The sequence below is a fragment of the Intrasporangium sp. genome, assembly GCF_030452765.1.
Taxonomy (GTDB): Bacteria; Actinomycetota; Actinomycetes; order Actinomycetales; family Dermatophilaceae; genus Intrasporangium_A.
Map to the genome: position 1 here is coordinate 1 of NZ_JAKDLO010000148.1, position 10,870 is coordinate 10,870.

Here is a 10,870-nt window from a genome sequence, read left to right on the forward strand (position 1 = left end):
CGGCATACCGCAGGACAGGGCGGATGACGCGGCGTGCAATTCCGCGTCTGCGGCGGCGGCGGCGACGCCGGTGCGTCGGCGGGTGTAGGCGAGCAGGGACTCGGCCGGGTCGGGCGGCTCCTGGGGGAGCCACGCGATCGTCGCCTCAGGCGGGGCGCGCCGGATGCCGCCGTGTTCGGGGGATGGGTCCGACGGGAGTGTGGGTTGTGCGTGGTTGTAGTCGCCAGGACGACCTCGACCACGCACAACCCGGGTAGTCGAGATATGAAGACTGGGGTGGCCTTGCGTCCTGGACCCCGAGGTAGTGGGCGAGGGCGAGCTCGACCTCTGCAAGTCGATCCCCGGTCAGGTGGTCGACGGGATCACCGACGACGTAGTCCACGTCGATCGAGCGGATCTGGTCGACCAGCATTCGCGTCAGTCGACCAGCGACTTCCAGCTCGGGACGATGCACCGACGGGCCGGCCGAGGTGGACGCAGGAACCACGGTGACGACGGACAACGGCGAGTCAGACGGGGACAGGACCAGGCCGAGCCGCTTCCCGCCCAGCTCGTGGCGTCGCGGGCGACCCAGGTCGACCCGGTAGACGGCCCCGGTCCCTGGGCTGCCGGTTCTCGCTCAGCCAGGGCTCGACCACTCGGGTTTGTGCGTGGTCGAGGTCGTTGTGGCAACCACAACCACGCACAACCCACACTCCCGGCGGGCCACGGTTGTTCGGCTGCCTCAGCCTGCGCCGCGTCTACCATCGAGCGATGGACCGCATCGGCAGCGGGCGCCAGCATCACCAGCTGGTGCCGTCGTGAGCGTCCATGATCCGCCGAGTCCTCGATACCGAGACCCGCAGCGGGGTGGTCACGCTTGGCGCCGTCCGGTGGCCGAGCTGGCCGGGCTGGTCTTTGGCGTGGTGCTGTTCGCGCGGTTGCACAACCTGGCGGGCACGGACATCGCCTCGGCGACGGCGAACGCGCACGCCCTGCAGTCCGTGGAGCGTTCGCTGCACCTGGATGTGGAGGCGGCAGCCAACGACTGGCTCGCCGGGCAGCCGGTGCTGGTGCAGGTGGGGGTGCTGTACTACCGCCTGTACTACCTGCCGCTGGCCGGCGTGGCGCTGTGGGTCCTGTTCCGGCACCCCGAGGTGTACCGCACCGTGCGGCGCGTCCTGATGGCGCTGTTGGCCTTGCTCGCCTTCTGGCTGGTGCCGATGTCTCCGCCGCGGTTCGCCGCGGCCGGGATCGTCGACGTCGTGGCCGAGCACGACCTGCTCGGCAGCACCGCCTCGCGGGACCTGAGCAACGGCCAGAACCACTTCTCGGCGATGCCGAGCCTGCACGTCGCATGGTCCGCGGTGTGCGCGTACGCGGCCTGGCTGGCTCTGCAGGACAGGTATCCGCGCCTTGCCTGGCTCGCCTGGTTGTTCCCCGCCGGGATGGTCGCGGTTGTCATCAGCACCGGCAACCACTACGTCCTGGATGTGGCCGGGAGCGCGTTTCTGCTGATCACGTCGATTGTTGCGGTCAGGCGGTGGGAGCGGTTCCGTCGGTCCCCCCGGCGCGCCGGAACCCGGGAGAAAGGGTGCCGGGCGTGAGCGGATGGTTCACCGTGCACCGGCTCGACGCGGCGACGTTCCGGATTCACGAGGGCCGGTACTGGCAGCGCAACAACGAGTACCTGCTGCTTGGCCGGGAGCAGGCGCTGTTGTTCGACTCCGGCCCCGGCCGGCGCAGCATCGGCCCCGTGGTGCGCGCGCTGACGAGCCTGCCGGTAACCGTGCTGAGCTCGCACAGCCACTACGACCACATCGGCAACCATCGAGCTCTCGCCGAGACGATCGGGGCGCGGATCGCGATGGCGGACCTTCCCGTCAACCGAGCCATGGAGTCCGCTGGGGTGCTGCGCCTGCCGCTGGCCGTTCGCCTGACCATGTCGCCGCGCGCGTTCCCGGTCCACGAGTGGTGGCCGGTCGGGCGCGAGGTCGACCTCGGCGGCCGGCGGGTCGAGATCATGGCGCTGCCCGGGCACACATCGGACTCGGTCGCGCTCGTCGACCGTCAGCACGGGCTCGTCCTGGTCGGCGACTTCGTCTACAACTCGCCCGGCTTCAGCGGCGGCACGATCCTGGCCGGCGGCATCCCCTCCTCGAGCGTCCTGGACTATCTGCGCAGCACGAGACTGCTGCGCGACAGCGACGGGGCACGGATCCTCTCCGGTCACTACGACCCCGAGGTCGACCCGGCCCGGCTCGACGAGCTGCTCGGTGCCATCGAAGAAGCAGTGGAGTCACCGTCTGCCGCGCCTCGGTGTCGGCGCATACTGCCGTTTCAGATGATCCGATGCGGCCGGACGACGCTCATCGCCGGCACGCGCACAGGTCGGCTGGGCGAGTGAGCGCAGGTACCTACGACCACGTCTCGACGACGGCCGTGTGCCCTGGCGCGTTCGCGAGTTTCCGGTCATCGGTGAGCAGTGGCACGCCGAGCGACTCGGCCAGCACCAGGTAGAACCCGTCGTAGGCGGTGACGTTGTCTCGAAGCGCGAGCACCCGCCGCTGGTGTGGCTGCATCGGGTAGCGCACCAGCGGCAGGTCCGCGAAGTCGTCGAGCATCTGTTCTGCGCGCTCGACGGCTATCTGGGTGGCAGGTTCCGACGTCAGCAGCAGCCCGCGTATGGCCGACGTCACCTCGGCATCGATCAGGGCCGGGGCATGGACGTGTCGTTGCCGGCCGAATCGGTCTCTCAGTGCGGTGTCGCCTCGTCGGTTCTGTAGGAGGCGCACGACGATGGACGCATCGACGACAGTCATCTCACCGCCGGCCGTCCTCCATGAACGACCGGATGTCGTCGCCGCTGGCCTCGACGTTGTCGCGCGAAGCGATCCGTGCCAGCACCTCGGTCATCGCAGGGCGCGACGCGTCCTCGTGGATGAGCTCACGCAGGTAGCTCGACAGAGACATGTTCCGGGCCGCCGCGCGTGCCCGCAGCGACTGCGCGTCCTCGGCGGGGACATTGCGGACCTGAAAGATCTCGGTGCCCATATCGCACAGTCTAGTAGAGGCTCATGAAGAGTGCATGCATCCTTCATCCCCGATGCTCGGCTTGTGTCGAGGCTCGTCTCGGACTCGTAAGCGGACGCCGACGTGCTCGTGGAGCTGAAAGGAGATATACCGAACCATCGAGAATATATACTCGTTGGGTGGCGAAGCACTTGGTGGACCTCGATGAGGAGATGCTCGGTGCGGCGCGGTGTGAACTCGGCACCACGACGATCAAGGACACGGTGAACGAGGCGCTCCGCCGCGCTGGGGCACCCAGGGACCATCGGATCGCCGAGGCACTCGATCGCCTGGCCGATGCCCACCTCGACGATCGCGCCGACGCGTGGCGCTGACTCACCTCATCGACACCAGCGTGGTCAAGCGCCTCCGGCAGCCACCGGTCCGTGAGGTCGTCGAAGCCCTGACGGCTTCCGGCGAACTTGCCCGGCCGAGCGTCTGTGACCTCGAAGTGGGTTTCTCGGCTCGCAACGCCGAGGAGTGGGACCAGCTCAGCACCGCCCTCGACGCATTCGACCTCGTCGAGACGAGCGCTGCACATGTACGCCGTGCACTCCATGAACCCGCTGAGCCGCGACATCCCGTGGGCCGATCGTCGCCGGTTTCGCAGCTGTGTCGTCGTAGCCGTCGTTGTACGAGGTATCCGTAGGCAATGACAGCGAGCGACAGACTCACGACCGTCCCCGTAGTCAGGCTGCCGGTCAGGCTGAGAACGGCGATGAGGATGAGGCAGATGACGCCCACGCCGAAAGCAGCCGAGAGGGCGATGCGGCGTTGTTGTTGTTCGTTCATCGAGGACGCTCCTTGTCCGGGTTGGATGTCTGTGCGGGTCGCCCGGCAGCGAGGGCGCGGGCCCGGTCGAGATACGCGGCCACGGTGTGCCATTGGTCAGTGGGGAAGGAAAGAAGGTCCGGCACCGCTGCCGGAACAGTCAGGTAGGCGTCCTGGATCCGGCGGCTGATCTCAGGGTCACCACCCGAGAACTGGGCGCTGAGCTGGTCCAGCCGTCGCACCAGTCGCTGGACCCTCCGATCGTCGGGGTCAACGCCCTCGGCCTGCCACTCGGCCGCCCGCCGGTAGAGCTGTGGCCACTCGACCTGCACCACGTAGTGCAGGGTCGGTCCGGCCGCTCGTGCCGCGGTGCCAAGGGTCTGGATCTGATCGGGATCGAGATACTGCTTCAACGCCTCCGGGCTTGGCGCCTGCAAGGCCCGCACCACGCTCAGGAGAAGCTCAGGACTCACAACGGCTCGATCGGCCACGCTCTGTTCGACCTGAGCCAGACGGTCGCGCAAGGTCGTCAGCTCAGCAAGACGGCGTTCAACCTCAGCGAGCTGGTCGGCAACGATCCGCTGTGGCTCAGCGCCGCCATCCAGGCAGGTCGCGATGCTCTCCAGCGACAGTCCGAGGCTGCGCAACGCCAGCACCTGGTACAGCCGGAGCAGATCCTCGGCGAGGTACTCACGATGCCCGCCCTCGGTGTGCCCCGACGGGCACAGCAACCCGATCGAGTCCCAGTACTGCAGCGTTCGTCGGCTGAGCCCACTGGATGCGGCGAGCTCACCGATCCGCCAGGCAGGGTTCCGGCTGGTCATCACCTCAGCATGAGACATGACGCGACGTCACGTTCAAGCCTTCGGCGCGGGTTGCCCCGGCAACGGCGATGACGCCGACCGTACCGACCTGAAGGGTGCGGCCCACGCGCGTCAGGGACGCAGGACGAACCCGTAGGGCAGCTCGAGCCGGTGGCCGGCCATGAGCTCGGCGTCGCCCAGCACGTCGCGGATCGGGCCGTCGGCGGCGATGACCCCGTCCGAGAGGATGACGGCGCGATCGCACAGCTCGAGGGCGTAGGGCAGGTCGTGGGTGACCATGAGGACCGTGACGTCGAGCGACCGGACGATGTCGACGAGCTCGCGCCGCGAGGCCGGGTCGAGGTTGGAGCTCGGCTCGTCCAGGACGAGGATCTCCGGCTCCATGGCGAGGACGGTCGCGACGGCGACCCGGCGACGCTGCCCGTACGAGAGGTGGTGCGGCGGCCGGTCGGCGAAGCCGGCCATGCCGACCTGCTCCAGCGCCCGCACGACCCGCGCCTCGAGCTCGGCGCCGCGCGAGCCGAGGTTGGCGGGGCCGAAGGCGACGTCGTCGCGGACCGTCGGCATGAACAGCTGGTCGTCGGGGTCTTGGAAGACGATCCCGACGCGCCGTCGGATCTCCTGCAGGTTGTCCCTGGTGACAGGCAGCCCGGAGACCGCCACCGAGCCCGCCCCCGCCGTCAGGATCCCGTTGAGGTGCAGCACGAGGGTCGTCTTGCCCGCCCCGTTCGGGCCGAGCAGCGCGACCCGTTCGCCCTGGTGGACATGAAGGTTCACGCCGTAGAGCGCTTGATGGCCGTCGGGGTAGGCGTACGCCAGGCCCCGCACGTCGAGCACCGGCGTGCTCACCTCGCCACCACCCCTGCCAGACACACCCCCACCGCGACGAGCGGAAGTATGCCGCTCAGCGCCCACTGCGCGGGCGTGGCGGTCAGCACGTGGAGCGTCGGCAGTCGACCCGTGTAGCCGCGCGACAGCATCGCGAGATGGACCCGCTCGCCGCGCTCGTAGGACCGGATGAACAAGACCCCGAGCGTCGCACCGAGGGTCGGCCACTGCCGCACCGAGCGGGCCTGGAAACCTCTGGAGGCACGGGCGATCCGCATCCGGCTCAGCTCACCGGCGACGACCTGCAGGTAGCGGATCATGAAGCCCATGATCTGCACGAGGGGCTGGGGCAGGCGGAGCCGCTCGAACCCGGCGATCACGTCGCGCGGCTCGGTCGTCGCGGCGAGCAGCAGCGAGGCGAGCACGCCGAGGGTGCCCTTGGCGAGGAGCGCCCACGCGCCCCAGAGCCCGGCCTGGGACAGGTGCAGCGGGCCGACGGCGACCCGGGGGCCGGTCGCGACGAACGGCATGAGCAGCGCGAACACGACGAACGGCACCTCGATCACGAGCCGCTTGCCCAGGTACGAGAAGGGAACCCGTGACAGGCGGACCGCCGCGAGCAGCGCGAGCAGGTGGGCGGCATACGGCCAGAACATCTCGCGGGGGGTGGCCACCACGGCGAGGACGAAGACGAGCAGCGCGACGATCTTCGGGTGGGCCGGCAGGCGGTGGATCGGGGAGTGGCCGTGATAGTGCAGCGCATGCCCGTGGGAGGCGCCCATGTCAGTGCGGCTCGTGCTCCGGGACATCGGTCGAGGACGTCGCGCCGCGGCGGCGCAGGAGCAGCACGAGGCCACCCATGAGCAGGCCGGTGGCTCCGACGCCGATGACCCCGGCGAGGCCCTTGGACAGGTGCGGGCTGCTCACGCCGGTGGTCTCGTAGCCGGCCAGTGGGCCGTTCGCGGTGTGGTGCCCGGTCTCCGTCTGCGCGAACCTCTTGGTCTCGGCCACGTGCTGCAGGCCGTCGGGACTGCTCGAGGCATAGAAGGACAGCACCCCCGCCACGAGGAGGGCGAGCACGACGGCGAGGACGGCGAACCGCTTGGTGCTCATGTGCGTGCTGCCTCACGGATCTCGAGCTCCTGGGTGGCGAGCAGGGGGCGTGCGCCGTGGACGAGGTCAGGGCGCACCGCGACGACCGAGCCGACGACGAGGGCGGTGATGAGCGCCTCGCCGATGCCGATGAGTACATGCACCGAGACCATCGCGGTCAGCACCGAGCCGACCGGGATCGGGGCCTGGCCGCCGACCGCGAAGAGGGCGGTGAACGCGGCCGCCGCGACCGGGACGGAGACGAAGGCGCCGACGGCGGCGGCGATCCCGACCGACGAGAGCCGCCGCGGGAGTGCCCACCGAGCGAGGCGGAACGCGCCGTAGCCGACCCACACGCCGACGATCCCCATGAGCAGGACGTTGGTGCCGAGCGCGGTCACGCCGCCGTCGGCGAACAGGAACGCCTGCACGAGCAGGACGACGGTGATCGACAGGGTCGCGAGCCACGGCCCCACGAGAACCGCCGCGAGCGCGCCTCCGAGCAGATGTCCGGACGTGCCCGCGCCGACCGGGAAGTTGATCATCTGCCCGGCGAAGATGAACACGGCCACGAGCCCGGCCATCGGCGCGACCGCATCGTCGAGGTCGCGTCGGGCGCCGCGCAGAGCCGCGGCGACTCCGCCGGCAGCGACGACCGCAGTCGCGATCGACGTGGGCGCGTCGAGGAACCCGTCGGGGACGTGCATGGTTGGCCAGTCTACGGCCAGATGCGACTGGGTCGCATCTGGCTTGTCCGTGGAGGGCCCTGCACCGTCGAAGCGCCAGTCCCATCGAGGACTGGTCCCTGAGCCTGCGCCGCCCGACCTTGAGCCCGCGCCGCCCGACCCTGAGAGCCGTCAGGGCCGACTCGGGGTCGAGTGGGGTCCGACCCTCATGGCGGTCGGGGTGTCTCATCCGAGACCGTAGACATCATGATCACAGTTGACCGACTGACCAAGAGATACGGCGGGTTCACGGCCGTCGACGACGTCTCGTTCGAGGTGGGACCCGGGCAGGTAACCGGCTTCCTCGGCCCGAACGGCGCCGGCAAGACGACCGCGATGCGGATCATGGCCGGGCTGACCCCCGCCACCTCCGGCACCGCCACCGTGCTCGGCCGCCCCTACGCGAGCCTGCCCAACCCCGGCCGCTACGTCGGCACCCTGCTCGACGCGTCCGCCCAGCACGCGGGCCGCACCGGGCGAGAGGTTCTCAACCTCGGCGCCGTCTTCATGGGCGTCGACCGAAACCGCGTCGAGGAGATGCTCGACCTCGTCGGGCTGACCGGCAAGGAGGCCGGGCGCCGGGTCCGCAACTACTCCCTCGGCATGCGCCAGCGGCTCGGCATCGCCAACGCGCTCCTCGGCGACCCCGAGGTGCTCATCCTGGACGAGCCGGCCAACGGGCTCGACCCCGCCGGCATCCGGTGGATGCGCGACCTGCTCCGCGGCTACGCCGAGCGCGGCGGGACCGTGCTGCTCAGCTCACACCTGCTCAACGAGATCGAGCGAGTCGCCGACGAGATCATCGTCATCGGCCACGGTCGGATCGTCGCGCAGGGCACCAAGGACGAGCTTCTCGCCGGCGTCGGCACGTTCGTCCGCTCGGTCGACGACGCGGCGCTCGCCCGTGCACTCGAGGGCGCGACCGTCTCGGCGAGCGTGCTCGCCACCGGCGGCCTGCTGGTCGAGGCCGAGCCGGTCGACGTCGGCCGGGTCGCCGCGGCTGCGGGCCTCGCCCTCGTCGAGCTGCGCGCAGGTGACTCCCGAGGCCTCGAGGAGATGTTCCTCGAGCTCACATCCGACACAGCCCGAGAGGAGGTCGCAGCATGAGCACGACGACAACCCACCCCGTCCCGGGCATGCCCGACCCGAGCACCACGGCCCGCAGCCCCCACGCGGAGTCGCCGTTACCCGCCGTCGCGGCCACCCCGCCGCCCATCCCGGGCGAGCGGCCCACCCGCGGTGTCTCCTTCGGCCGGCTCGTCCACGTCGAGCTGCGCAAGATGCTCGACACGAGGGCCGGTCGCTGGCTCGTCATCGGCGTCGGGGCCGCCATCGCGACGGCCCTGGTCATCCTCTTCTTCGTCGACGGCGGCCAGCACCCGTTCGGCAGCTATCTGCAGGCCACCACGATGCCGATGGCGATCATCCTGCCGGTCGTCGGCATCCTCGCCGTGACCTCGGAGTGGTCCCAACGGACCGGGCTCGTGACGTTCACCATGGAGCCGCGCCGGATCCGCGTCGGCTGGGCGAAGTTCGCCGCCTCCATGCTCGTCGGCATCGCGGCCTTTGCCCTGGCCATCGGCCTCGCGGCGCTCGCCCACCAGGCAGCGATCACCTTCCAGGGGATCACCCCGGGCTGGAGCATCGGCGGCCTCGTCGTGGCCGGTGCCGGCCTGTATGTCCTGCTCGGGCTCGCCCAAGGCGTCGGCTTCGGCATGCTCTTCAAGAACACGCCGGCGGCGATCGTCACCTACTTCGCGCTGCCGACCGCGTGGGGGATCCTCTCCTCCCTCGTCACCTGGCTCGACACCGCGGCGCGCTGGCTCAACCTTGACCGGACGATGAACCCGCTCTTCCTCGGCAAGGCCCTGACCGGTGAGCAGTGGGCCCAGCTGGCCACCTCGGTCGGCGTGTGGGTCGTCCTGCCGCTCGTCGTCGGGATGTGGCGCCTGTCCCGGGCCGAGGTGAAGTAGCCCGCCCGGGCGGTGCGCCCAGTCCGAGCGCCCGTGCACTGCTCCTTCGGAGGAAGCAGTGCACGGGCGCTGTGCGTATGCCGCTGGGCGCGGCCCCGTGCGCACGCCGGGGCCGCGTGGGGCTCGGCTGGGCGGCATACTCGTGTCATGGGCGGGTGCTGCAACCCACGTGGCTGCGACCGGATGTTCGGGGAGCGGTTCGCTCGCCATGTCGCGGGCCGCTACCGCAAGCGGGGCCTCGACGGGCCGTCCCGGCGGATGGTCGACTGGCTCGTCTCTCAGGGGGTCGAGGGCGCGGCGGTCCTCGAGATCGGCGGCGGAGTCGGGGAGATCCAGCTCGAGCTGCTCCGGCGCGGCGCTGCCCGCACCACGAACGTCGAGCTGAGCCCGGGCTACGAGGCTGCCGCGGCCGCGCTGGCTGCCGAGACCGGGTTGGCCGACCGGGTCGAGCGCCGCCTCGGGGACCTTGCGGTGGACCCGTCGGTGGCCGAGCCCGCGGACTTCGTCGTGCTGCACCGGGTCGTCTGCTGCTACCCCGACGTCGAGGCGCTCGTCGGCGCGGCCGCTGAACATGCCCGGCGCGCAGTCGTGCTCACGCATCCACCGCGCAACCTCGTGTCTCGTGCCGGCCAGGCGGTGATCAACCTCGGGATGCGCCTCGCCGGGCGGGAGTACCGCTCGTTCGTCCACCCCCCGGAAGTGATGGTCCAGGTCCTGCAGGGTCGCGGCCTCACGGCCACGCACCTGCCCGGCGGGCGGATCTGGCAGGTGCTGTCCGCGACCCGGACCTGACCGCTCGCGGGCCGAACAACCGGATCGAACTCCGGGCCGGGCGCTGGTCGTGCGGGCGGCCCGGCCGCTGGCGCAGTTCGTTCCGGTTGGTCGTCCCGTCTCGCGCTGGGGTGGCGTGCGGCCGGAAGCGAGGTGCGGGGGTCAGGCGGGCTCGGGCGCCCGGATCCCGGCGAGGACGATCTCGGCGATGCGGTGCCGCTGGTCGTCGTCGAGACCGCCCATCATCGTGCAGCCGCCGAGCAGTCGGAGCAGGTCGGAGGGCTCGACCTCGGGCCGGACGACGCCGGCCTGCTGCGCGCGGCGCAGGACGCGAGCCGTGCTGTCGCCGACGACCCGGCGGGAGTGGGTGAGCAGCTCGGAGTCGGTCTCCACGGCGTCGGCGAGGGCATGGAAGAGCGCCCGCTTCGTCGCGGCGTAGTCGAGCAGCAGGTCGGACCACCGCACGACCGCGGCCCAGGGCTCCTCCGACTCGAGCAGCCGGTCCACCTCGTGCTCCAGAGTGTCGACATCCTCGCGGTAGACCGCCTCGAGCAGGGCGAGCCGGCCCGGGAACCGGCGGTAGAGCGTGCCGATGCCGACCCCGGCGACCCGGGCGACCTCCTCGAGCGAGGCCTCGGTGCCGGACCTGCGGAAGACCTCCCGCCCGGCCGCGACGATCCGCTGGTAGTTGCGCTGGGCGTCGGCCCGCAGGGGACGGCTCGGTCCGAGAGTGCCGGCACCCCTGTTCTCCATGTCACCCACCTTCGGAAAAAGCGCTTGCTAAGTGGTCAGGATCGTAAGTTCGTCGGGGGTCAGGTCCAGGCGGTGGGGTCGC

At 70.5% G+C, this 10,870-nt stretch carries 14 protein-coding genes and 2 pseudogenes; 6 read left to right on the plus strand and 10 right to left on the minus strand.

The genetic code is table 11. From position 1 onward, the window contains the following. Nucleotides 1–246: pseudogene (locus tag L0H79_RS16460) on the minus strand (hypothetical protein); the annotation flags it as partial. Next, nucleotides 146–583 (minus strand): annotated as a pseudogene (locus L0H79_RS16465) (type II toxin-antitoxin system PemK/MazF family toxin); the annotation flags it as partial. The pseudogenes L0H79_RS16465 and L0H79_RS16460, both read right to left, overlap by 101 nt. Before the next feature lie 289 nt (nucleotides 584–872). Here L0H79_RS16465 and L0H79_RS16470 point away from each other — a divergent pair. Together L0H79_RS16470 and L0H79_RS16475 are read left to right on the plus strand one after the other, a co-directional pair. After that, a complete protein-coding gene (locus tag L0H79_RS16470; RefSeq protein WP_301485736.1) occupies nucleotides 873–1,586 on the plus strand; it encodes a phosphatase PAP2 family protein in 714 nt (237 codons plus the stop codon). Continuing rightward, nucleotides 1,583–2,386 carry an MBL fold metallo-hydrolase gene (locus L0H79_RS16475; protein ID WP_301485737.1) on the plus strand — a complete coding sequence of 268 codons (804 nt, stop codon included), beginning with the start codon at nucleotides 1,583–1,585 and terminating at the stop codon, nucleotides 2,384–2,386. The genes L0H79_RS16470 and L0H79_RS16475 overlap by 4 nt, the downstream gene beginning before the upstream one ends. 10 nt (nucleotides 2,387–2,396) lie before the next feature. Here the strand turns inward: L0H79_RS16475 and L0H79_RS16480 are convergent, their stop codons facing one another. Together L0H79_RS16480 and L0H79_RS16485 are read right to left on the minus strand one after the other, a co-directional pair. Next, a complete protein-coding gene (locus L0H79_RS16480) occupies nucleotides 2,397–2,801 on the minus strand; it encodes a type II toxin-antitoxin system VapC family toxin (protein WP_301485738.1) in 405 nt (134 codons plus the stop codon). Between the two features lies 1 nt (nucleotide 2,802). Continuing rightward, nucleotides 2,803–3,033 carry an antitoxin gene (locus L0H79_RS16485; protein WP_301485739.1) on the minus strand — a complete coding sequence of 77 codons (231 nt, stop codon included), beginning with the start codon at nucleotides 3,031–3,033 and terminating at the stop codon, nucleotides 2,803–2,805. Between the two features lie 158 nt (nucleotides 3,034–3,191). On the opposite strand from L0H79_RS16485, the gene L0H79_RS16490 reads away from it, so the two are divergent. After that, complete coding sequence (locus tag L0H79_RS16490; RefSeq protein WP_301485740.1) at nucleotides 3,192–3,386, plus strand: hypothetical protein; 195 nt, start codon at nucleotides 3,192–3,194, stop codon at nucleotides 3,384–3,386. Between the two features lie 453 nt (nucleotides 3,387–3,839). Here L0H79_RS16490 and L0H79_RS16495 read toward each other — a convergent pair whose 3' ends face one another. The 5 genes from L0H79_RS16495 to L0H79_RS16515 form a co-directional block, all read right to left on the minus strand. Beyond that, a complete protein-coding gene (locus tag L0H79_RS16495; protein ID WP_301485741.1) occupies nucleotides 3,840–4,646 on the minus strand; it encodes a MerR family transcriptional regulator in 807 nt (268 codons plus the stop codon). Between the two features lie 111 nt (nucleotides 4,647–4,757). Further along, nucleotides 4,758–5,495 (minus strand): energy-coupling factor ABC transporter ATP-binding protein, encoded by a 738-nt coding sequence (locus L0H79_RS16500; protein ID WP_301485742.1) that lies wholly within the window; start codon nucleotides 5,493–5,495, stop codon nucleotides 4,758–4,760. After that, complete coding sequence (gene cbiQ / locus L0H79_RS16505) at nucleotides 5,492–6,283, minus strand: cobalt ECF transporter T component CbiQ (protein WP_301485743.1); 792 nt, start codon at nucleotides 6,281–6,283, stop codon at nucleotides 5,492–5,494. The genes L0H79_RS16500 and cbiQ overlap by 4 nt, the downstream gene beginning before the upstream one ends. Then, nucleotides 6,258–6,587 (minus strand): PDGLE domain-containing protein, encoded by a 330-nt coding sequence (locus L0H79_RS16510; RefSeq protein ID WP_301485744.1) that lies wholly within the window; start codon nucleotides 6,585–6,587, stop codon nucleotides 6,258–6,260. The genes cbiQ and L0H79_RS16510 overlap by 26 nt, the downstream gene beginning before the upstream one ends. After that, complete coding sequence (locus tag L0H79_RS16515; protein WP_301485745.1) at nucleotides 6,584–7,273, minus strand: energy-coupling factor ABC transporter permease; 690 nt, start codon at nucleotides 7,271–7,273, stop codon at nucleotides 6,584–6,586. Before L0H79_RS16515 ends, L0H79_RS16510 begins: the two co-directional genes overlap by 4 nt. A 225-nt stretch (nucleotides 7,274–7,498) precedes the next feature. Between L0H79_RS16515 and L0H79_RS16520 the strand changes: the two genes are divergently transcribed. The 3 genes from L0H79_RS16520 (at nucleotide 7,499) to L0H79_RS16530 (ending at nucleotide 10,056) form a co-directional block, all read left to right on the plus strand. Further along, nucleotides 7,499–8,398 (plus strand): ABC transporter ATP-binding protein, encoded by a 900-nt coding sequence (locus tag L0H79_RS16520; protein WP_301485746.1) that lies wholly within the window; start codon nucleotides 7,499–7,501, stop codon nucleotides 8,396–8,398. After that, nucleotides 8,395–9,264, plus strand: a complete 870-nt coding sequence (locus tag L0H79_RS16525; RefSeq protein WP_301485747.1) for an ABC transporter permease subunit — start codon at nucleotides 8,395–8,397, stop codon at nucleotides 9,262–9,264. Before L0H79_RS16520 ends, L0H79_RS16525 begins: the two co-directional genes overlap by 4 nt. Before the next feature lie 147 nt (nucleotides 9,265–9,411). After that, the gene (locus tag L0H79_RS16530; RefSeq protein WP_301485748.1) at nucleotides 9,412–10,056 is read left to right on the plus strand and encodes a methyltransferase domain-containing protein; all 645 of its coding nucleotides are present in this window, start codon (nucleotides 9,412–9,414) and stop codon (nucleotides 10,054–10,056) included. Between the two features lie 141 nt (nucleotides 10,057–10,197). Here L0H79_RS16530 and L0H79_RS16535 read toward each other — a convergent pair whose 3' ends face one another. Beyond that, the gene (locus L0H79_RS16535; RefSeq protein ID WP_301485749.1) at nucleotides 10,198–10,788 is read right to left on the minus strand and encodes a TetR/AcrR family transcriptional regulator; all 591 of its coding nucleotides are present in this window, start codon (nucleotides 10,786–10,788) and stop codon (nucleotides 10,198–10,200) included. Between the last annotated feature and the right edge of the window lie 82 nt (nucleotides 10,789–10,870).